Source organism: Ligilactobacillus saerimneri DSM 16049 (assembly GCF_000423265.1).
In the GTDB taxonomy this organism is placed as follows: domain Bacteria; phylum Bacillota; class Bacilli; order Lactobacillales; family Lactobacillaceae; genus Ligilactobacillus; species Ligilactobacillus saerimneri.
On sequence record NZ_KE383996.1, the window covers coordinates 1 to 22,128 of the forward strand.

The window sequence follows — 22,128 nt, forward strand, 5'->3', positions numbered from 1 at the left end:
CAATTGAGATCTTTTTGCTTAATCTGCGTCATTAAATTTGTTCAAGTTATTTATTGCAATCTACCTTATTTAAATATTTCTGCACAAATTTGTTCCAAATGCTGCGCATCGACTTCATCAAAGTTACTTAACTTCGGACTATCGATATCCAAAACTCCCCACAATTGACCATGACGATAAATAGGTACCACAATCTCGGAATTTGACGCACTGTCGCAAGCAATATGCCCGGCAAACTCGTGGACATTCGGGACCACTATTGTTTCTCTACGGGCCGCTGCCGTTCCACAAACGCCTTTCCCCATTTGAATGTGCACACAAGCTACTTTCCCCTGAAATGGTCCCAAAATCAACTCATCATTTTCATACCGATAAAAACCTGCAAAGTTAACATCATTTAACTGCTCATAGAGAAGTGCTGATAGGTTAGCCGTCTTAGCAACCCAATCTGTTTCTCCAGTTAATAATGCCTGTGTTTGTTCCAGTAATAATTGATAATCAGCTGCCTTCATATAATCCCTCCAATTTGCCTAATATTATACCAGAATGAGCACTTTTATTGGTCAAATGCACACTCATCTGGAGTGCCGGTTAACTCGGCCCACCGGGCGGCTAAAAATTTGGCATAAGCAATATTATCTAGGCCGTATGCTCCTAGTGAATAGCCGTTGTTAACTTCTACTAGTAAGGTTTGCCCACGCCGATCAACTCCAAAATCGATACTATAACCAGCTTTGGCTGTGTGATATGTAGCTAAACAATTTTCAATTACTGCCGGATCAAACTGGCAATGCCAATCACCCCAATACGGTTTAACCCCTAGAACCTGACCATAACGGACAAACACTCGCCATTCAGCCACAAAATCCACCACTTCACTACACAGGACCGGGATATTCTCATAACTCGAACCCATCCCTACCAAATCATGTGGTCCCCGAATCACCCGACTAACCGTTTGCTTTCCTACGAGTGATTTAACAAAGACCGGCCATTTTTCTGGATGAGCATTGATATTGTCCATCGTATCGTGCCAAATCTTACGGCCTAAATATGGTAAGAGTTCTGGTGGATAATTGATCTCGCCCCAGTCTACTCCTAAATCTGCTAGCCGGGTTTGAACGGTTCTTATCCCACCCACTACGATATCAGGTCGCTCCAAGTCAGGACTAATTTCTGCCAAGTTAGTAAACAAGCAGGGCATAAACCCCATCTGATAAAAACCATCCATAGCCATATAACCATTGATACTATACGGCATTCCCTGACGATTTGCTTGAATATATACTTTCATTTAACCCCCTCCTTTTCATTCTCCATTTTAGTGAATTATTAACCTCATTGAGATCATTTTTTATCCCAATAAAAAAACAGGAAACATAGTCTTCATACCATGTTTCCTGTCTAAGTTTAATGATTGCTATTATTCATCAAAGAGGATTGCCTCCCGATATTTTCGGGCTAGAATCGTTAAGATAATATTCAGTCCTACCATCGACCGTTCAGCTTGAGTGTATGAACTCGGTAGGCCTGACGTTTTGTAAAACAGCTTGTACTTCGCATGCTCTTCTAAGAAATTCTTCCCAAAATCGGTTACGGAACAAATAGGAACTCCATTGAGAACTAACTCAGTGATCGTATCGCGCACATTTGCTACGCTACCGCTCAACGAAACTACTACCACCAAGTCAGCGCTTGTCAACCGCGTGCTGACCATCTCAAAATTTGACTGCCCAGAAATAATAACATTATCTTTGCCCACTAGCATCAGCTCTTTAGATAACTCCCGGGCATAGTTCTCTTGGGTAAATCCTGTAGTATAGATAACTAAGGTCTGAGCTTTTTTGATCGCATTGATTAATGGTTCGAAGTTTGTCTGTTGTGCATATTGAAAAGTTTTATTGATATCCATCTGCAAGTTGCCCAACAAGTCACTCGGTACAATCGATGGCTGATTGAGGTCCTCTCGTAAGGTATACTTCAGATCCGTATAACCACGGAAACCCAGCTTTTTAGCCAACCGTAAAATCGTACTTCTGGAGGACAGCACTTTGGCTGCCAGTTCATTGATTGACATCGTTGTTACTTGCTGGCGATGTTGGCGAATATAATTAATTGTTTCCTTTTCAGATGCTGACAAAACATCGTAAACTAATTTCACATGCTGGTCAAAATTCACTATACTCACCTACCTTTTTTCATCATACTACTATTTATCAAAATAATAGGCAAGCGCCTCATACGGCCGCAAAATTAACTTGTCAGCCAATTTATTTACTTCACCATGATAATTACTGCTGATCAATTCTGCATCCGCAATATCAAATGGTAATTGATACGGAACTTTTTCATCTGCAAACGAACAGATGACTAATAATTTTTTATCACCTAAAGTCCGGACATAACTAAAGACATCAGAATCGTCTGCCTTTACTAAATCAAAACTACCTTCCGTAATGATTGGCAGTTGCTTCCGCAATTTGATCAACTTCTGATAATGGTAGAAGATGGAATCTGGATCGGCTAAGGCTGCTTCAACATTGATTTGTGCATTATCAGGTGAATACTTGATCCAAGGTTGCCCGTTGGAGAAGCCATACCCTGTGGTAGCATCGCCGTTCCATGGCATCGGTGTCCGCGCATTATCCCGTGACCGGAGGTAGACACACCGTTTAATGTAGTCTTCATCTTCACCATTTTCCCGCATTGCTTCAATAAAGTATTTTGTTTCAATATCCTGGTAGTCATCTAAGCTAGCAAAAGGTACGTTTTTCATCCCAATTTCTTCGCCTTCAAAGATAAACGGTGTCCCCTTCATCATATGCAGTAAAGTTGCCAGCATTTTAGCAGATTCTACGCGATATTTACCATCATTACCAAAGCGTGTAACGGCCCGTGGCTGATCGTGGTTGCTCCAGTACAGGGAGTTCCAGCCTTTTTCCAAATCCTTCTGCCACCGGTTCAGAACCGTTCTCAAATCACTCATCTTGAAGCGCACATCGGAGAATTTTCCGTATTTTCCATAGTCCAAGTGCATATGGTCAAATTGGAATACCATATCAAGCTCTTGCCGGGCCGGATCAGTATATAGTAATGCTTGCTTACTGTTAGTATTAGGAGTTTCTCCCACTGTCATTACATTATATTGACTGAGAACTTTTTCATTCATCTCGTGGAGAAATTCGTGTACCCGAGGACCATTTGATGCCCCGACATAGTATGACTTGGAATATGGGGTTCCAGCAGGTGCATCCGGATATTCTTGGCGTTTACTGATCAAACTGATAACGTCCATCCGGAAACCATCAATCCCTAGATCAAACCAACCTTGCATCATCTCATAGACTTTAGCCCGGACAGCGGGATTTTCCCAATTCAAATCTGGTTGTTCCTTTGCAAAACAGTGGAGGTAGTATTGGCCACGACTTGGGACATATTCCCATGCGGGACCACCAAAAGTTGAACCCCAATTTGTAGGTGCTGAACCGTCTGGTTGAGGATCTTTCCAAATATAGAAATCAGCATACGGATTATCTTTGCTTTGACATGATTGCTTGAACCATTCGTGTTGATCACTTGTATGGTTGACCACTAAGTCTAAGATAATCTTGATCCCATGAGCATGAGCCGTTGCCAACAAGTCTTGGAAGTCTTGTTTAGTCCCATATTGGGGCAAAATTTCCTCATAATTACTGATATCATAGCCATTATCAACTAATGGTGATTGGTAAATTGGATTCAACCAAATGACATCAATCCCTAACTTGTGTAGGTAAGGAATTTTTTCTTCTAATCCCTTCAGATCACCGATTCCATCATCGTTAGAATCGTTAAAACTTTGGGGATAAGCTTGATAAATCACACTTTTTTGCCACCACTTAGCACTCATCTGTCATTCGTCCTCCTCATCTGCTTCAGCCTGTGCTTGTAAATAGTCATTGACATAAACTAATTGCGTACGTGCATCAGCAATACTCTTTTGAATCAATTCTGGTGTTATTTTTTGCCCCATTGTCCCCAGCAACACCGCCATAATTACCGGGAGGTTCATTCCAGTAATCACATGAATATTAGGTTGGTTGAGGTAGGGAATGAAACCTTGGTTTACCGATCCACTCAAGAGGTCAGTAAAGACCAATACTTCGTCATCAGGTCCAACACCGTTCAATGCTTTTTTAATTGCCTCTTCTACGGGTACATTATCCAGATATGCTGAAATTGCGGTAATTTCAGGTGCATTTGGAATAATATATTCAACCGTATCTTTCATCCCGGCCGCCAAAGTATGGTGGCTGGCAAAAATAACCTTTCTCATCTTACTCACCTACTCATCTTAAACCGTCAAAATCCCAAAGAAGGAACATACTAATGCCAAAGCAATGATTGCAAAAATCATTTGGATAACTGTCATCTTCTTGGAAACCAGTAACTTGTACACTACAAATGTCAATGCCACTGGTAATAATGCTGGCATAATCTTGTCTAGGATTTGTGTTTGAATTGGCATCTTAACCTTCCCAGTTGTGAAGACCAAGCCTACCTTCATCTTGACTACTGATGGAACTAAAGCTCCGATCACAGTCAAGCCCATGATTGAAGCTGCCTCTGTGAAGACGTTGATCTTTTCCCCTAAAGTTGTTACCAACTTCAAACCAGAATTGTAGCCCAAATCGAACAGCTTAAATCTAAAGAATAAGAAGAAAATGTTTAATAATAGCCAGATAATTGCGCCGGTTGGGTTACCTTGCAGACCCATGTATGCTGAAATGGATCCAATGATTGTTGGGTAAAGTACCCAGATCAAAGTATCACCAATCCCAGCTAAAGGTCCCATCATCCCTGTCTTAAAGTTTTGAACTGTATCCAGAGCTGCCAAGCCATCCTTTTCTTCCATAGCCAAGCTAGCACCTAGAAGAATATTCCCCATCCAGGTAGTGGTGTTGAAATACTTAAATTGGTTATTCAAAGACTTCAAGTAGTCATCATCATTAGGATAGATTTTTCGCAGTGCCCGACCTAAGCCCCATACAGCACTGGTCCCTTGTTGGTTTTCATAATTAAAGGCATTGCAAGCCATGAACATATACCGGAAAGCAGCCTTCCGAATATCCTTCTTCGTTAAAATCTTGTTTGTTTCAATTTCGTTATTCATCCCAGTCGTCTCCTTCCTCGTCGTCAGTTGCTGTCGCTACTGCAGCTGGAGTTGAACTCTTCTTCATTTCAACAGTGAAGTAGTAGTAGGCAATGGCTGCCCCAATAATTGATACCCCTAACATTGGTACGTTGAGGTATGCAGCAAAAACATAACCGATCATTAACATTGACATATACTTCTTAACCGGCATAACTTGTAACAGTAATGCAATCCCGACTACTGGCAACATGTTCCCGGCAATTGACAAACCGTTAGTAACCCAAACTGGCACTGCCTTCAACAAGACCTTAACGATCGTGCTCCCGAAAATGACACACAGAGCAGTTGGCAAACCAGTGGATAAGGAGAAGATCACTGGCCCGATCCAGAAGGAACGGAACATCTTTTCAAATTTATGTTCTTGAGCAGCTTTTTCAGCCCGGTGGTTAACCCAAGAGTTCAATAACTTAGCAACAACGTCTAATTGGATCCCTAGCATCCCAACTGGAACACCTACGGCTAAAGCAACTGCCTTAGCTTGTTCAATATCATGGGTCGTCCGGCAGGCAACATAGATCCCCACAACTGTGGCCAAGCCCCAGTTAGGAACTGATGAGCCCCCAATGTTGGCAACCCCGAGGGCCATCAACTGGAAAGTACCCCCGATTACCATCGCTGTATGCATATCACCCATGATCAACCCGGCAACTAGTGCCACCATGATTGGGAACCAAGTCAAAAGTACCAAGCCCTGTTGGTCAAGGACCATCCACATTGATAAAAGAATAATTAATAAACCTTGCAACATTTCTATTCACATCCTCACTACTTGATATATGTTTCCAAAGGTTCTTCAGTATCACTAGGAACAAACTGGAAGGTAACTGGAACACCCTCTGCTTGTAATTGTTTGAAATCATCAATTTCTTTTTGGTTAACAGAAACCATCTTCTTTACTGTTTGCTTACCCTCACCATCGAACATAATGCCGATGTTTACTTTAGGAATCTTAACCCCGCCATGGAGTAACCGGAGTAAAGTTTCTGGTTCGCGCACAATTAAGAATACATTGTGGTTATCATATTTACCTTTGTTGAAATTAGTGATGGCTTTTTCAGTGTCAATAATTGACATCCCCGTGCCAGCTGGCTTACTCATCCGCATAGCAACCTTTTGGGTTTCATCCTTGCTAATTTCATCATCGACAACCATTAAACGTTTGGCCTGGGTTGCACCCGCCCACTGGGTTACTACAATCCCATGAATTAAACGTTGATCGACACGTGCTAATACTAATGACATAATCAATTCCTCTTTTCTATTTTTTTCCTGTTCTTCTTGACGCAAATAATATAGCACATAAAATGAATGCGTTTTCACTTTAGAGACGGTTAGGGATTTAACCCATCCAACTTGGTACATGCTTCATTTTTCTGAACTATCTGTCAATTTTTCAGTAATTTTTATTATATCTTGACATTATGCTTCATTTCCCTGGGAAAAATCCCGAGTAAAATGGTGTATTAAATCAATTAGAGAAAGCGGTTTAACAGTTTTTATGTAAATGCTACACTCTTGTCCACCTGTCGCTTTTTTGATACCGGTTTCACTGCTGATTAGGCCCCATTGAGGGTTAAATAATCATCTTGCAACTATAATTGGTACCTTTTTCCTTGCTCGTGGTGTCATTTCCCTGGGAAAAAACACCTTTTTGATACCAAATTTGTATTTTCTTGATGCCAAAAACACCTTAATTTTTAGAAATTTTTTCTATTCTTTTTTCATCCCTACAATTTTGCGCATAAAAAAGACACATTTATCTTTTTTTGGTTAAATGTGTCTCTGATTTTAATATTTAATTGTTAAATTAGTCGGCTGCTGTGCTTGATAAGTAGCGTGTTGGCTTAAATAATCAATCAGTAAGCCTTGCACATCATCTTCATACTTGCGAACGATCTTGTCAGCACTAAACATCGGGTATTCCCCTCCGCCGATTCCACGGTACTGGTTTAGCGCCAAGTCTACTTGATCGTGATCACCTAGCTCTTGGCCGTGGTATTGCAAGCGCACTACTCGGTGCCCTACTGGCTGTCGTAGGTCAAAAGTATAATCAATTCCACTATAAAAATCATAATCATAGAATTGCTCTTTGGGATAAACAAACTTTTGCGCTACTGTCACTTGCCCGGCATCATCCACTTCGAAGAAAGAGGCACACCGTTCTAGTGCTGTCCGCAAATCCTTCCCCGTTACCCGTTCTACTACCAGGGTATTAGGATAAGGATAGCCGTTTAAAATATTCCGAATCGTTACTTGCGGATCCAAGCCGCGAATTTCATTGTTAAATAAAGCAGTAGAAGCAACATCTGCTCCCGTAGTCGCCATTTCTACTTGGTTAATTAATTCCAGATATGGATGCCCATATAGGCGTGCTTGCAGGTGGTCATGGATCAACATGTCCCCCGTAATTGTTGTTAATGGCTGGTCCAACCACGCGTCAACTGCTTGCTTCCATGGCGCAGTCAACCGTGACATCTTTGCGTCAGGTGGAACCGATGCCACAGACAACAATTCGGCCTGTGCATTGACAACCTGCTTGTTTTCATCCAAATCAAGAATAATCTGCCCGATTTTTTCGCCCCGGTACCCAGGCTGGGTTGTCGGGATTCCATTCACAATCGTTGCAATCTGACGGTGCTGATGTCCAGTCACCACTGCATCAACTCCAGGAATCTGCGTTAACAATTTGTAGCCTTCATTCTCACCAGTATCGGTTTCTGTCGGCTGCCCCGTTTCCAAGTCTGCCTCGAACCCTCCATGGTAAGCCAAAATGACTACATCCACTACTGGTCGGAGCTGGGCTACGTATTTTTGCGCTGCAGTTAAAGCTGACTGGAAGGTCAAATGCTTCACATGCTCCGGTTCTTCCCAGTGGGGAATATACTGGGTGGTTACCCCTACGATTCCAATTTTGACGCCTTGTTTTTCAATAACAGTATACGGAGCAAATAAAGGCTGACCATCTTCCAAAATATTGGCAGAGAGCAAAGGATAGGTAACGTCTTGCCATACTTGCTTAATATAATCAATCCCATAATTGAATTCATGGTTACCAAGGATCCCCACATCAGCTTCTGCTTCCTGGGTCAATTCCTTAAACATCTGATCAAAGTGGTCAGTTGCTTGGGTCTTAAAAGCATAAGACGACATCGGAGCACCTTCAATAAAATCCCCATTTTCAATATAAACCACAACATCATCCGGATATTGCTGCCTAATCTGTTTAATCATGGCAATATCTTTGAGGTAACCAAAGGGATTGTAAGCATCTTTGGTAGCAAAATTAGTCGGATAAATATTGCCATGAACATCACTAGTTGATAAAATTCTTAACCGCATTTTTACACCAATCGCTTTCGTAATGTCCCTGAAACCCAGTCAATCACCGTTACCATGATAATAATTCCCAGTAAGATAATCCCTACTCGGTCCCAAGTCCGAGTCTGAATTGCAAAGAGGAGCGGAGTCCCGATCCCACCGGCACCAACCATCCCTAGGATCGATGCTGACCGTACAGCAATTTCGAACCGATATAAAGTATAGTTGATAAATTCAGGTAAAATGGTTGGAAACGTTGCCAGCAACCAGATATCTGCCCGGTTGCCCCCAGCTGCTTCTAAGGCTTCGTCTGCTCCACGGTCCATGTTTTCGATTGCTTCGGAAAATAGCTTCCCTAGCATCCCGATTGAGTGGATTGAAACTGCTAAAACCCCCGCAAAAGATCCCGGGCCAACAGCTTTGATAAACATGATCGCCAAAACAATTTCTGGAAAAGTTCTGATAAATACCAAAACCAATTTTCCCGTTGTTGACCGGACGTGCCACCGACTATTTTTATCTGTCCGGGCAGCCCAGAATGCAAAGGGCACACTGAGCAAAGCGGAAACAAAGGTCCCCAGAAAGGCAATCGCCAAGGTCTGGATAATCAAACTGACTAAATCTTCACCACTGCCATTATAAACATATGAGAAATCTGGATGGGTGAGACCATGCAAGATGGAAAAACTGACTTCTCGGGCTGATTCTTGTACACCTGAGAATTGCAATCCAGTTAAAGCCCAAATGTAAATAGCAATGATGACTACACCCCGGCCTAACCAACTATACCGCTGCCAGGTTTCTTTTTTATTATTCATCGTACTAATACTCATTATACCAACTTCTCCCTTAACCAATTGCTAAAGCCATCAATGATAATTACGACTGCAAAAATAACGATGACAATGACCCCGGTTTGTGCGTACTGGAATGATGACAGTGACCGTTGGAGATATACCCCGATCCCACCGGCACCAAGATAACCTAAAATAGTTGACGCCCGGACATTAATTTCAAAAGTATACAAAAAGTAACTTACGAAATTGTTCAAAATCTGTGGCAACACAGCAAAAATGATAATTTGCATCTTGTTGGCTCCAGCTGCTCGCAGTGCTTCTAGTGGTCCTTCGTCAATAGTTTCAATTGCTTCATAGAAGAGCTTTGAAACCATCCCAAAAGAAAAGACTGCCAGTGTCCAAACCCCTGCTGTCGGGCCGATCCCAACAATCGCCACAAATAGTGCTGCTAATAGCAAGTCTGGGAGGGTCCGTACTAGGTTGAGGAGCAAGCGAATTACACTCCGAACCACTTTATTTTTGACAATGTTACGGGCAGCAATGATCGCAAAAGGCACCGCTAATACCGTCCCGATAGTAGTTCCAATCAGAGCCATCTGAATTGTTTCTAGCAGTGGTTGCCAAATAATATCAATATAGTCCCAGGCCGGAGAAGCCATCTGTTCGACTAGGACGAAAAACTGATTTAGATTGGTGAAAAAAGTTCCCCAATCAACCCCAGTCATAGCTGATGAAAGGCCCAAAAGAATAACAAATAAAATTGTCCAACCCCACCCAATTAGGTGATATTTTTGGACGAAGGTTCTTTTTGGAATCTTGTTGTTCATAAAATCCCTACCCTTCTTGCTTTTCGGCATAAATCTCATCAAAGTCAGTTTGTTTTACAGCCGCAATCGGTTGGTCGTAGACCAGCTTACCTGCCCGTAATCCAATAATGCGATCGGAATATTCCATAGCAATCGGAACCGAGTGCAAGTTGGCAATAACGGTAATACCAAAATCTTGGTTGAGCTTTTTGAGGTCATCCATTACTTCTTTAGTAGTCATTGGGTCCAAGGAAGCAATCGGCTCATCCGCCAAAATAATTTGCGGGTCTTGCATGAAAGTTCGCGCAATGGCTACCCGTTGCTGTTGTCCGCCTGAAAGTTGGTCCACCCGGGTATAGATTTTTTCTGCCATGTTTACCCGTTGGAGGGCTAATTCTGCCTTTTCTTTATCTTCCTTGCTAAACAGTCCCAAAGCACTCTTCCACGTTGGATAATACCCTACGCGTCCCGAAAGAACATTCCGTTGAACACTGGAACGCTTAACCAGATTAAAGTTTTGGAAAATCATCCCAATTTCCCGACGCAGTTGCCGTAGCTCTTTTCCCTTTAAAGCAACGATGGAACGCCCATTGAGCAAGATGTCGCCACTCGTAATATCATGCATACGGTTAATCGTCCGCATCAGCGTACTTTTCCCCGCACCAGACAACCCCACAACTGCAACAAATTCCCCCTTATTGATCGTCAAATTAATGTTATCAAGCCCCACAACACCATTAGAGTAAACTTTGCGCACCTGTTGAAATTCAATTAACTTCTCAACCATATTTCTCCCTCACTTCATAAACAAAGGGCCGGGAAATAATGATTATTCCTCAGCCCCAAAAATTATCAAACGTGTTAAAAATTACTTATTCAGCTTTTCAGCAATCTTGTCATACTGACGAATAGTATTGAAGTTACTGTCCTTGGAATCCTTGTAACCTGCATGAGTGTAAACGTCCATCATGATCTGCTTACCTTCCTTAGTCTTAACAACTTTCTTGAAAGCTTGAGAAATCTTCTTTTGCCACTTTGGACTCATATCTCCCCGGACAGTGATTGTATCATTTGGAATCTTAGGTGTTTGATAGAGTGGAACCACTTTATCCATTACATCAGGAGCATCCTTCTTAACTAGGTTACGTGCTCCTTGGAAAACAAAGGCTGCATCTGCGTTCTTGTTGTAGACAGCCAATACCCCTTGGTCATGGCCCTTAACTTGAACAGTCTTAATCCCGTCCTTGTTGATGTTAATCCCATGCTTGTAGAGAGAAACAGCTGGGAAGATCCAGCCTGCGGTGGAAGTAGTGTCTTGAACAGCAATCTTCTTGCCCTTCAAATCAGATAACTTCTTAATGCCGCTATCTTTGCGAACTAAAATTTGTGAGTGATAGTAATCTACCAACTTGTTTCCTTGACGATCGCCTGGTTCCAAGTAGTTATAACGTTCTGCTTGGAGTAAAACCTTAGCACCGTAATTCTTGTGAGCTAAAACATATGCGTCTGGTGGTAAGAAACCAACGTCAACCTTCTTAGAACCCATAGCTTCCACCACAGTATTGTAGTCAGTAGAAACACTAACCTTAACTGGAATGCCTAATTCCTTTTTCAACAGTTTTTCCAATGGCTTAGCCTTGGCTTCCATCTTGTTAGCATTGGATGAAGGTACAAACTGAACTGTCAGTTCTTTAGGGGTGTAATCCCCAGATGACTTAGATGAACTAGATGATGATTTACCACAAGCAGCTAACCCTGCAGCTACTAATAAAGCAGATGATGCAAGTAAAACCTTTTTGAAAATTCGCATTTTTTGCTCCCTCTCGATATTCTTTTTCTTTTCTACGCAAATAATACATTAAATAACGAACTATTTGTCAAACATTATTTTAAATAATTCATTTTTGGACGCATTATCACGCATTAAAAATTAAAACAATTGAACTTTCACTCAAAAGACGAACTTTCTTTCCAAAAAATAAAAAAATACTGATGAAACATAGGTTCCACCAGTATTCAATATATTGTTAATCCATGTACCAACGACCAGGATCAGTCATATTGATCAACTCGAAGGTCTTAGTAGCTGGATCATATTCAATTTCACTAACAGTGCAATTGGGGATCCCCCGTTGACTCCGAATTATCTTAACTGTTTCTGGAGCCCATTTGTGAAGGAAGTTCCCGATCGCCCCACCATGCGATACAATCAGGACAGTGTCGTTCCCTTCCATTTCCATAATTGCGGTGATTGTTTCATTCATTCGTTTTTGAACATCGGCCATATCTTCACCGCCATACTGCACAAAAGCAGATGGGTTGTCGATAAACCAATTTTTAGGCTGTAAATATTCATCAGCCCCCTCAAACGTTCCAAAGCTCATCTCGCGCAGGTCCTTGAGCCGGATATATGGCATATCCCGAATCAATTCCAAGGTATCGTTGGTTCGTTCTGAGGTTGAGGCGTAGGCAGCATCGAATTCAACATTTTGTAAAAACTTACCTGCTGCCCGTGCTTGTTTCTTCCCCAATTCAGTCAGTGGCGAATCACACCACCCTTGCGTCTTGTGGAGACGGTTAAAAAGTGTTTGCCCATGCCGAACAAGATATAGTTTCTTCTTCATTATAATCACTCCTACTTTGGAAACGTGTACATATATATTATACAATGCTTCTCATTAGATTTTAAGGGGGAAGTCACCTGTTTCCGTTAGGGGCTTTATCATGAAGCAATCCATCAAGTTGTGCGCATCACTCGTAGTCAATGAAGCCGGCATTGAATGGTAACCAAGTTTATGGTACACATGAAGGGCTGCAGCGAGGCGGTGATGACTCTCTAAGGCAATGTACTCATATCCAGCTTCCCTAGCTGCCTGTTCAACCTTTTTGATTAAAGGATAACTCCACCCATGCCCTTGAGCAGCCTGGCTAATGTATACTTTTTGGAGCTCAGCAATTTTTCGTTTCGGGACATACTCCCCAAAGCCAGCTCCCCCGACGACTTGGTCATTGGCATCAACCACTACAAAGTAGCCGCGACCTGGATAACGATAAAATTCACTTAAATGATCAAGTTCAGGATCAAAATAAGCTGTCCCCGGCAAATTCAATTGGTAATGCTCTAGTTCGTGCCGAATAATAGTAGCAAGCACCCTATCATCTTCTCTATGTAACTGCCTAATTTTCATCTAACCACCTCATTTCTTTAAATTAGTCTTATTGTACTCATTACATAAAAAAGCGTACAGTCTTTATTCCCTGTACGCTTAATTCAATATACTCTTGTCGCTAACTTGATTTTTATTTAACGCTCGCTGGTTAATCTATCGGAATACACCATTTGCATTATGAATAAGTGTCAACATATAAAAACAACTGAGAATAGTGTTCACAGTGAGTAGCTTAGCTACGCTCGAACAAGGCGTGTACAATGTGGATCAACTTGTGGCTATTTTCCACATTATTTATTGAATAAAAAACGAGACAGGTAAGAAAAAAATTTTCCTCCTGTCTCGTTTTTGCTATCTAGCAAAGATTATTCTTCTTTTCTCCGTCCGGTAACCGCTAAACCAAATAATGATCCTAAAGCTACCAATAATGCTCCCCATGTGGTTAATGGGTCTACTTGTTGCCCTGTGTGTGGCAATCCTGCTTGGTGTTTTTGTTTATTAGTTTGCACAATCGTCGCAGACTCTTGAACGGGGGTTACCGACATATTATTTTTGCCCCCTGTACTCTGTCCAACTCCATGCTGTTTATCTGGTTTAGTTGTTTGTTCGGTTGCTGTAACTACTTCATCGATAACATGATAATTATGCAATGCTTGCAGAGCAGCATCATATTCTGCTTGCGCCTGGGCTCTTTTTTCCATAGCTGCAGCCAAATCAGTTTGGGCTTGGGCCACTGCTTGCTCATGCGTTGTGGCCAGCGTTTGTACTTGGTTGAATTTTGCCAACGCAGCAGTATATTTTTGCTGTGCATTAGCCAAAGCCGTGGCCTTGGTTGTGGCTAGATCCTGGGCTTGTTGAAGCCGCGTCGGTAGCTGTTGCAATGTCGCCAAATTAGCTTGGGCTGCCTGCGTATCTTGTTGGGCCTGAGCTAACGCTGCTTTTTTAGTGGCTAAGTTAGTCTGAGCTGTCTGCAAAGTGTCATTAGCCTGAGTTACTTGGTCGGTGGCAGTAGCTAATGCTTGTTGAGCTGTTTGCAGTTCAGTTTGCTTGTTTTGTGCTTCAGCTTGCGCTTGCTTTAAGGCTTCAGCAGCCGTTTGGGCAGCTTTTTGCTTTTCGTTCAAATCAGCTTGGGCTTGAGTTACTGCTGTCTGGGCAGCCTGATAATTCTTCTGAGTTTTGGTTAATTTATCCTGAACCCCAGCCAAGTTTTGTAACTGCTGCTGTAAACTTTGAACTTTATTTTGCGCATCCGTGAGTTCTGATTGTGCATCAGCTAAAGCTTCCTGAGTATCAGTCAAATTGTCATTGGCAGCCTTCAGAGTCGCATTTTTCTCGTCTAGGACCTTACGGGCAGTATCCAAGGCTGCTTGGGCTTGATCTACCTGGGCCTGTTTAGTCTGGAGATCAGCATTGAGGGCATCAACTTTAGCCTGGGCTTCTTTTTGTGCTGTTTGGGCCTGGTCCAAAGCTGTTTGCGCATCTTGGGCTGTTTGCTGGGCGGCAGTTAATTTAGCTTGGGCCTGGGCCACTGCTGCCTGAACTTTTTGTAAATCGTTTTGGGCAATCTTTTGACTATTTTCCGCCGCTGTTTGTTTATCTTGCGCTGCAGCTAATTCATTTTGAGCTTGGGTAGCTGCTGTCTGTTTAGACGCAAGGTTATTTTGGGCCGTTGTCAGGGCCGTTTGGGCTTCCTGAAGTTGTTGTTTCAGCTCATCTGTATTTGAAAGTGCATATGGACTATCGGCAAAACCATTGCTATCACTAGCACCGGCCATGTTGAAGTGAGAGTAACCATACTTATCGAAGTCAACCCCCATCGTTGCCTGTGTCCCACTATCAAAAGTAGCAAAGGCCCAAGCATGCCCCCACTTAGAATTTGCATCATCAAACATCATTTGCACGATCGTGTCATACAATGCCTCTTTTAGGGAATCCATGGTCTGCGGACCAATTGGTAGTTTCTGGAGACCATTACTTCCCATAGTCCAATATTGCAGCGAACCGCCCATATTTTCCGACCAGCCAGCTGCATCCATGTCGTTAGCTATATTGATCATCCCGTCAACATTATGACCCTTACCATCTGTCATATGCTCACCAAAGGCATCCCAGTTTGCATCATTGTAAGCTTCATCGGTAATTCGCTTAGAAAATTCTAGTGCTTTAGGCGTAGCTAGCATTGGGGCTGTCCCGAATGCTTGGCGGATTTGGTTAACCATATCGACCGCAAAAATCGTTAATTCCTTACGCTGATCCTCTGTCAGGTTCTTGTAATCAACACTAACCTGCTGGTCTGCCTGATTATGCTTATAGCTATTAGCTGCTTTCCCCGCATCTTTAAATTTTTCAACAGTAGCACTAGCATCAGATGTCTTGCTGTCTTCGTATTCTCGCAGGGCCGCCACATAACCATCAGGTAAAGTGATAGTATTCTGGTTGTTCAGCTGCTGGTTGAGGTCATCAACAGTGGCCTGTTTAGCAACAACATCGGCCTAGGCTTGGGTCACTGCCGTTCCAGCCTGAGCAGCATTTTGTTGAGCCGTAGTAACCGCTGCTGCAGCATCAGCTACTGCTTGGTTGGCATTATTAACCGCTTGTTCAGCCAATGTTTGAGCTTTATTTCCGTCATCAACATCTTTTTGGGCATTGGTTACACCCTCTTGAGCAGTCGTTAAGGCTTGTTGCTTGGCAGCAACCTGTTGGTTAGCAGCGTCTAAGTCGGCTTGGGCTTGATCACTGCCAACATTGTTTAATGCATCCTGAGCAGCAGCCAGGGCATCCTTCTTTTCTTGGACCACTTTTTCAGCATCAATGGTGGCTTGCTTGGCGTCGGTCACTGCCTGCTCGGCTTGAGTCACATCAGCTTGTTTGGCTGTTACATTATCAGAAGCAGTAGTAACTTCTGCCTCTGCTTGTTGCAGTTGTGACTGAACTTGGCTGGCCTGGGTTTGGGCAGCCTCCGCCTGTTTTTGAGCTTCGTTCATTTCAGTTTCGGCAGTAGTTTGGGCTTGCGTCGCTTGGTCAACCTTTGCCTGACTTTGGGTAACTGCAGCTTGGGCCTGATCAACATCTTGTTGCTTGGTCGTCACTGTATCCTGAGCGGCTTGCTCAGCAGCAGTTGCTGCTTGTACTTGCTTTTGGGCATCCGCTTGTGCTTGCGTGGCTTGATCAACCCCTGTTTGGGCAGTGGCTACATCGGCTTGGGCCTGCGTAACCTCATTTTGGGCTGCTTGCTCGGATTGATTAGCTTGGGTCACCTGAGCTTGCGCTTCCTTTATCTTGTCATCTAAATTTGTATTTTCTGCTTGTAGTTGCTTGAGATTGGCTTGGGCTTCATCATACTCTTTTTGCGCCTGAGTCTGTTGGGCAGTTGCTTGAGTTAAATCTGCTTGAGCTGCCTGAACTTTTTGAGCGTCAGGTTTGGCGGTTGCTTGGGCTTGGGCAAGTCGCTCTTGTGCAGCTTGTACTTGGGCTTGCGCCTGATCCAAGGCTGTTTTTGCCGTTGCAACCTTTGCTTCTAATTGGTCTTTAGTCGTTGTTACCTGCGTTTGTGTATCTGTCGGGGAACCAACTGGCGTTGCCGCATGAACCGTCCGGTTGTTAGCGGCCACAATTGTGGCCGAAGTAGCAACTGTTGCCAATGTCAGTGCCTTAAGTCTAGCTTTTTTCATAAAACCCCTCCTCGAATAGCTATGTATAAAAACGATTACATATAAATTTTATCCCGTTTAATTATTAGCGTCAATGTTGCCTATAATTGGAGTGCAAAAATACGAAAAAATTAATTTTGGGGCCAAGTGCTTGTAGTCCCCAGACTTGTTATTTCCCATATTATCTGTAAGCCATCAATAAATAAGAGGCTGGAAAATAGAATTTCTCCAGCCTCTATCATTTAGCTTATTTAAGCATTTGACTAACTTTTCTTGCAACCTGTTCAATCTTGTTGATTCCCTGGGAAAATGGGTTGTTAGCACTATAAATCGCTATTGTATACCCGTGACCGTTGTTAGGGATAAAGCCGATACTATTAACAAACCATGGATCATTACCATTCCAACCAAAAGGTACCCAGCCGTTTTTCAGATAATAATCACTGCTTCCGGCGGATATCCCCCACCGTTGCCCAGCACTAACCGTGTGCATTAAGTGTCTGATATAATCCTGGGACTTGCGGTTAAGGTAGGAAGAATGATCTGTCATGAAAATCTGATATAACAGTTTCAACTGATCTGCTGGGGTAGTCTGCGTAGCTCCCCACGATGAACTAGGAGTGGTATTCCTCATCCCCAAATCGCGGTACAAGCGGTTAACCGGACTGCCAGCTTCTCCTAGATGATAGCGGATCAAATTGGTAGTGGCCCCGTTATCACTATTTCTAATCATAATTTCTGCTAAATGCCGTTCTTCAGCAGTTAAATTACCTCCTCTGTTGTGTAGCAATTCTGCTAAAACAGCAACTTTGACAGTACTTGCAGTATTATACCGCCGATTGCCGGCATTACTGTAAGTATAGATCTGACCCGAGTGCTGGGATTGAATAGCCACAGAAATATTCGACCCTAACCGATTAATCAAGCTATTCAATTCATTGAAATCATGGGCATTTCCCCGACCATCAAAAGCATAATAATGTCCGTCAATCCGCAAGATTTCACTTTTAGCCTGGGCACCACTTTCACGGTCGAAGAAATACCGGTTACCATACATGTTTTGCCAGCCATATACCATCTGCCCGTTGCCAGCATAGTAGACAATTTTCTTTTGTTCTGCAATGTACTGGAAGCCCGTCTTCATCGCCCCACTGATCTTATCAAAAAGATACCAGTGGCCATTGATTTTTTGCTGCCCGTATTGCATGCGCCCATTACTTGCATAATAAACTGTCTTCTTTTGATCAGCTAAATATTGGAAGCCCGTCTTCATCGCACCTGTCCACTTATCAAAGAGGTACCAGGTCCAACCTTTGCCAATTCGTTGCTCACCGTACTGCATTTGCCCATTGCTTGCATAATAAACAGTTCGCCCATCATCTAAACGTTGGAAGCCGGTTTTCATCGCACCACTTCCCTTATCAAAGAGATACCAGTGATTATTTATTTGCTGCTGATAATACTGCATCTGTGCAGTTTTCGGACTGTAGTATACCGTTCGTCCATCAGATAATTTTTGAAAACCAACCAAGACTTGATTATTCTTACCAAACAAATACCAGTGACCAGCAATCTGAGCTTCTCCTGGCACATGGACCACGGCTCCTTGATCGTCGAACACACAGGTTGTCCCTGCAATGTCTTGCTCACCAGCCTTAGCTAATTGTCCGGTGCTAGTAGCATATAATAGTAAGGCGTTTTGGGGATCATAGAAAAACTCACCTTTTTTCATAATGCCACTAGTCGGATCAAAATAGTAAGTTGCATTAGCGATGGTTTGACGCCCCTTGGCCATCGCACCGGAACCTAAATCAAAATAATATTTCTGTCCAGAAATTGTTTGCCAACCATACTGCATTTGACCCTGATTATTGTAATATACTCTTCTGCCATCAGGTAAAGTCTGGAAGCCAGTTTGCATTTCACCGCTACCCTTGTCAAATAAATACCAGTAGCCTGCAATCTTTTGCTCACCATATTGCATTTGCCCGTTGGCGGCATAGTATACCAACTTATGGTCATCGTTCAAGTAGGTAAAGCCCGTAGCCATCTTACCTGTTTGGGAATCAAAATCATACCAGTCATTTCCAATCTTCTTTTGACCCTTGGTTACTGCACCAGAACCATATTCCAGGTAGTAAGTATCATTGTCTACTTGCTGCCAACCATATCGCATTTGCCCATTAGGAGCATAATAAACCGTTTTATTGTACTTTGGGATGTACTGGAAACCAGTCTTCATCGCCCCATTGGCTGAGTCAAATAAATACCAGTAGCCACCAATTCGTTGTTCACCATATTGCATCTGACCAGTGCTTGCATAATAAACAGTCCGCCCATCATCTAGCAACTGAAAACCGGTTTGCATGGCCCCACTACCTTCATCAAAGAGATACCAAGTCCAGCCGGAACCGATCTTTTGCTCACCATATTGCATCTGGCCTTGGCTATTGTAGTAAACCGTTCGGCCGTCAGGTAACTTTTGAAAGCCAGTCCGTAATGCCCCACTGCCTTGGTCAAATAAGTACCAGTACCCATTGATCTGTTTTTCTCCGTATACCATCCAACCATTAGCTGCATAGTACACCGTTTTCTTATCGTCTGGCAGATAGGTAAAACCAGTGGACATCTGCCCGTTATTCCGATCGAAGTTGTACCAATGGCCAGCAATTTTCTTTTGCCCCCTGGTCAGTGCGCCGGACCCATTTTCCAGGTAATACCAATATCCGTTGACCTGTTGCCAACCGTACTGCATCTGTCCATCCTGGTTATAGTAGACTGTCTTTTGATACTTGGGGATATACTGGAAACCGTTCTTCAGTGCCCCCGTCCACTGATCAAAGAGATACCAATGGTGGTCAATATTTTGCTCGCCATACTGCATTTGACCTTGGTCATTATAATAAACTACTCGCCCATCCTTTAATGTTTGAAAACCCGTGTACTTTGTATTAGTCTGGGGATTATAGAGATACCAGTAGCCATTTTCTTGCCTTTCCACTGCTACTGATTGAGGAAACTTCACCTCATCATCTTTAACAACCTTAGTTTCCTTTGGAGCGTTCATGCTTGGAGTAGGACTTGGTTGACTTTCCTGAGGACTTGCTTGTTCTCCTCGTTCATAAGTACTACTACCAGCAGTATTTACATCCTGGGTATTATTCGCAGGTTGATTTACCTTAGTTCCTAATTTCTCCGATGCCATTTCATTAGTTGTTGGGCTTTGAGAATCAGTGCTAGCTTCATCCTCCCCGCTGAATGAAGTCTTTTCTGTTTCATTGTTATTAACTGTGCCTGTCAGCACGTCATTATTATCCGACTTGATGATCTCAGCATGAGCTCGATCACCTGTCAGCCCTAGACCAGTGATTATTCCTAAGAATAATATGCAGGTAACACCCCATAGTCCCCTTGCTTTATACATTTTGGATCGTTTTTTTAGCCGTTTATTCAGCAAATATTTCATCTCCCTCTCAGTTATTCATTCCCTAAAACCTATATCACTATTAGTTTAAATAATATTGTTTTCGCTTACAACATTTTATAGAATTATCATTCTAGCTCCAAATTGTGCTTGGAAAATAACCTTTGCTGTCAGCCGTTGACCTAAGTTAGGCCGATGGTTGGCACAAAGTGTGTCAGTCTTCGTTTGTACTTGGCTACCAGACTTGCGCTTAGTTCCCACGTTATCTGTGAAACATTAGTGAATAAACAAGGATGGTGAGAAAATTCTACCTTCTCACCAGCCTTGTTTAACACATAATATCAATAATTTTAAATTCCATATAGTAGGTCATGCGCTAATTTGTCTTTGGTTACCCCAAATCGTGCTAAATAACCATATGGATCAACGTGATCGCCCCAGATATGTTGGGTTACCCAGTAGTGAGACTTGATGCCCCGCGTACCAGCACTACCCGCATCTAGAGTCAATGGAATCCCATACTTACCAGCCATATCCCGGGCTAATCTGACATAGGTCTTATAATCTTGCCAGAATTGACTACTGTTCCAGGTCCGCCCTAATTCGATCTGAACCGGAGCATTGTGGTTAGCATTATAGCCTGCACCCCAAGAAATCTGACCTGGAGCCCCAACTTGGTAAACTTTACCACCATCACCAACAACAAAAGTTACGTACGTTTCACTTCTATTCAAATTCTGCTTAAAGTATCTAGCATTGGCTGCTGCTCCAGACTCAACACCAACTTCATGCAAGACAATGTAATTGTTAGCTGCTTTACCACTATCACCCTGCCCTGGAGCTAAAGCATAAGTATAGTCAATGTGATAATTAGGAATCTGTTTCCCATCACTCGCAAAGGTATAGTTAACTCCATTAATCGTAGCATTGCCGGTCTGCATCTGCCCGTTATTGGTATTGTAGTAGTACCAATCGTGACCTTCTAGCTTCCAGCCCTTGTACATCTCACCGGATTCATCATTAAAGAGGTACCAGTGGCCACCAATGTTTTGCCGCCCATACTGCATTTGCCCGTTGCTTGCATAGTAAACAGTCTTAGACTGTTCAGGAATATACTGGAAACCAGTCTGCATTGCGCCACTTCCTTTGTCGAACAGATACCAGTGGTTGTTAATCTCTTGTTGACCGTATAACATCTGTGCTGTCTCAGGGTTGTAGTAGACTACACGCCCGTCAGGTAAGGTTTGGAAGCCAACCAAAACCTTATTGTCAGCGGCAAAGAGGTACCAATGACCATCAATCTTTGCTTCACCAACAGCATGCTCTAATACACCAGCGCTATCAATAACATAATCAACACCACCAATACTATACACACCGTTAGTTGCCATATGCCCCAATAAATCAAGGTAATGCAGAGTCGAAGTTGCCTTGTCAAAGACTACTTCATCCCCCCGCACAACTCCGGTGTCAGGGTCAAAATAGTAAGTTTCGTTGTCAATTGTTGTTGGCCCCTTTGCCATCGCACCAGAACCAAGGTCAAAGTAGTAAGTCTTACCGGCAATTGTTTGCCAACCATACTGCATCTGACCAGCTTCATTGTAATATACTCTTCTGCCATCAGGTAACGTCTGTAAACCCGTTTGCATTGCACCGCTACCCTTGTCAAACAAGTACCAGTAGCCTGCAATCTTTTGCTCACCATATTGCATTTTTCCGTTGGCGGCATAGTATACCAACTTATGGTCATCGTTCAAGTAGGTAAAGCC

18 protein-coding genes and 1 pseudogene are annotated in these 22,128 nt (G+C 42.9%); all 19 read right to left on the reverse strand.

Going from position 1 to position 22,128, the window contains the following annotated elements:
* Positions 1–65 precede the first annotated feature (65 nt).
* A complete protein-coding gene (locus G541_RS0108935) occupies positions 66–512 on the reverse strand; it encodes a GAF domain-containing protein (RefSeq protein WP_027827203.1) in 447 nt (148 codons plus the stop codon).
* Positions 513–556: 44 nt separating this feature from the next.
* Positions 557–1,294, reverse strand: a complete 738-nt coding sequence (locus tag G541_RS0108940; RefSeq protein ID WP_027827204.1) for an ATP-grasp domain-containing protein — start codon at positions 1,292–1,294, stop codon at positions 557–559.
* 129 nt (positions 1,295–1,423) lie between these two features.
* Positions 1,424–2,179: a MurR/RpiR family transcriptional regulator gene (locus G541_RS0108945; RefSeq protein WP_009552140.1), complete on the reverse strand. Its 756-nt coding sequence runs from the start codon at positions 2,177–2,179 to the stop codon at positions 1,424–1,426.
* Positions 2,180–2,209: 30 nt separating this feature from the next.
* The gene (locus tag G541_RS0108950) at positions 2,210–3,889 is read right to left on the reverse strand and encodes a glycoside hydrolase family 13 protein (protein WP_027827205.1); all 1,680 of its coding nucleotides are present in this window, start codon (positions 3,887–3,889) and stop codon (positions 2,210–2,212) included.
* A 3-nt stretch (positions 3,890–3,892) separates the two neighbouring features.
* Entirely contained in the window at positions 3,893–4,315 is a 423-nt protein-coding gene (locus G541_RS0108955; protein ID WP_009552144.1) for a PTS sugar transporter subunit IIA, read from the reverse strand.
* Between the two features lie 18 nt (positions 4,316–4,333).
* Entirely contained in the window at positions 4,334–5,152 is an 819-nt protein-coding gene (locus G541_RS0108960; protein WP_009552147.1) for a PTS system mannose/fructose/sorbose family transporter subunit IID, read from the reverse strand.
* Positions 5,145–5,942, reverse strand: coding sequence for a PTS mannose/fructose/sorbose/N-acetylgalactosamine transporter subunit IIC (locus G541_RS0108965; RefSeq protein ID WP_009552149.1), 798 nt, complete (start codon positions 5,940–5,942; stop codon positions 5,145–5,147). The genes G541_RS0108960 and G541_RS0108965 overlap by 8 nt, the downstream gene beginning before the upstream one ends.
* Before the next feature lie 17 nt (positions 5,943–5,959).
* A complete protein-coding gene (locus tag G541_RS0108970; RefSeq protein WP_009552150.1) occupies positions 5,960–6,436 on the reverse strand; it encodes a PTS sugar transporter subunit IIB in 477 nt (158 codons plus the stop codon).
* Positions 6,437–6,982: 546 nt separating this feature from the next.
* Complete coding sequence (locus G541_RS0108975) at positions 6,983–8,533, reverse strand: bifunctional metallophosphatase/5'-nucleotidase (protein WP_027827207.1); 1,551 nt, start codon at positions 8,531–8,533, stop codon at positions 6,983–6,985.
* A 2-nt stretch (positions 8,534–8,535) separates the two neighbouring features.
* A complete protein-coding gene (gene phnE, locus G541_RS0108980) occupies positions 8,536–9,345 on the reverse strand; it encodes a phosphonate ABC transporter, permease protein PhnE (RefSeq protein ID WP_035163353.1) in 810 nt (269 codons plus the stop codon).
* Entirely contained in the window at positions 9,345–10,136 is a 792-nt protein-coding gene (gene phnE, locus G541_RS0108985; protein WP_027827209.1) for a phosphonate ABC transporter, permease protein PhnE, read from the reverse strand. Before phnE (G541_RS0108985) ends, phnE (G541_RS0108980) begins: the two co-directional genes overlap by 1 nt.
* Before the next feature lie 7 nt (positions 10,137–10,143).
* Positions 10,144–10,902, reverse strand: coding sequence for a phosphonate ABC transporter ATP-binding protein (gene phnC / locus G541_RS0108990; protein WP_009552157.1), 759 nt, complete (start codon positions 10,900–10,902; stop codon positions 10,144–10,146).
* An 81-nt stretch (positions 10,903–10,983) separates the two neighbouring features.
* Positions 10,984–11,925 (reverse strand): phosphate/phosphite/phosphonate ABC transporter substrate-binding protein, encoded by a 942-nt coding sequence (locus G541_RS0108995; protein WP_009552160.1) that lies wholly within the window; start codon positions 11,923–11,925, stop codon positions 10,984–10,986.
* Between the two features lie 217 nt (positions 11,926–12,142).
* Positions 12,143–12,739 (reverse strand): histidine phosphatase family protein, encoded by a 597-nt coding sequence (locus G541_RS0109000; protein ID WP_035163356.1) that lies wholly within the window; start codon positions 12,737–12,739, stop codon positions 12,143–12,145.
* A 54-nt stretch (positions 12,740–12,793) separates the two neighbouring features.
* Positions 12,794–13,303, reverse strand: coding sequence for a GNAT family N-acetyltransferase (locus tag G541_RS0109005; RefSeq protein ID WP_009552164.1), 510 nt, complete (start codon positions 13,301–13,303; stop codon positions 12,794–12,796).
* Positions 13,304–13,650: 347 nt separating this feature from the next.
* A pseudogene (locus G541_RS10765) lies at positions 13,651–15,759 on the reverse strand (SEC10/PgrA surface exclusion domain-containing protein); the annotation flags it as partial.
* 18 nt (positions 15,760–15,777) lie between these two features.
* A complete protein-coding gene (locus G541_RS0109015; protein ID WP_027827212.1) occupies positions 15,778–16,956 on the reverse strand; it encodes a coiled-coil domain-containing protein in 1,179 nt (392 codons plus the stop codon).
* Between the two features lie 226 nt (positions 16,957–17,182).
* A complete protein-coding gene (locus tag G541_RS10085; RefSeq protein ID WP_155824582.1) occupies positions 17,183–20,359 on the reverse strand; it encodes a serine hydrolase in 3,177 nt (1,058 codons plus the stop codon).
* Between the two features lie 350 nt (positions 20,360–20,709).
* A partial coding sequence (locus G541_RS10090) for an N-acetylmuramoyl-L-alanine amidase (RefSeq protein ID WP_191976468.1) occupies positions 20,710–22,128 on the reverse strand: 1,419 nt, incomplete at its 5' end.

Excerpts from the sequence above, each read along its gene's own strand:
- G541_RS0108935 (WP_027827203.1), bottom strand. The coding sequence starts at position 512 with ATGAAGGCAGCTGATTATCAATTATTACTGGAACAAACACAGGCATTA.
- G541_RS0108940 (WP_027827204.1), bottom strand. The coding sequence starts at position 1,294 with ATGAAAGTATATATTCAAGCAAATCGTCAGGGAATGCCGTATAGTATC.
- G541_RS0108950 (WP_027827205.1), bottom strand. The coding sequence starts at position 3,889 with ATGAGTGCTAAGTGGTGGCAAAAAAGTGTGATTTATCAAGCTTATCCC.
- G541_RS0108955 (WP_009552144.1), bottom strand. The coding sequence starts at position 4,315 with ATGAGAAAGGTTATTTTTGCCAGCCACCATACTTTGGCGGCCGGGATG.
- G541_RS0108960 (WP_009552147.1), bottom strand. The coding sequence starts at position 5,152 with ATGAATAACGAAATTGAAACAAACAAGATTTTAACGAAGAAGGATATT.
- G541_RS0108965 (WP_009552149.1), bottom strand. The coding sequence starts at position 5,942 with ATGTTGCAAGGTTTATTAATTATTCTTTTATCAATGTGGATGGTCCTT.
- G541_RS0108970 (WP_009552150.1), bottom strand. The coding sequence starts at position 6,436 with ATGTCATTAGTATTAGCACGTGTCGATCAACGTTTAATTCATGGGATT.
- G541_RS0108975 (WP_027827207.1), bottom strand. The coding sequence starts at position 8,533 with ATGCGGTTAAGAATTTTATCAACTAGTGATGTTCATGGCAATATTTAT.
- phnE (WP_035163353.1), bottom strand. The coding sequence starts at position 9,345 with ATGAGTATTAGTACGATGAATAATAAAAAAGAAACCTGGCAGCGGTAT.
- phnE (WP_027827209.1), bottom strand. The coding sequence starts at position 10,136 with ATGAACAACAAGATTCCAAAAAGAACCTTCGTCCAAAAATATCACCTA.
- phnC (WP_009552157.1), bottom strand. The coding sequence starts at position 10,902 with ATGGTTGAGAAGTTAATTGAATTTCAACAGGTGCGCAAAGTTTACTCT.
- G541_RS0108995 (WP_009552160.1), bottom strand. The coding sequence starts at position 11,925 with ATGCGAATTTTCAAAAAGGTTTTACTTGCATCATCTGCTTTATTAGTA.
- G541_RS0109000 (WP_035163356.1), bottom strand. The coding sequence starts at position 12,739 with ATGAAGAAGAAACTATATCTTGTTCGGCATGGGCAAACACTTTTTAAC.
- G541_RS0109005 (WP_009552164.1), bottom strand. The coding sequence starts at position 13,303 with ATGAAAATTAGGCAGTTACATAGAGAAGATGATAGGGTGCTTGCTACT.
- G541_RS0109015 (WP_027827212.1), bottom strand. The coding sequence starts at position 16,956 with ATGAAAAAAGCTAGACTTAAGGCACTGACATTGGCAACAGTTGCTACT.
- G541_RS10085 (WP_155824582.1), bottom strand. The coding sequence starts at position 20,359 with ATGTATAAAGCAAGGGGACTATGGGGTGTTACCTGCATATTATTCTTA.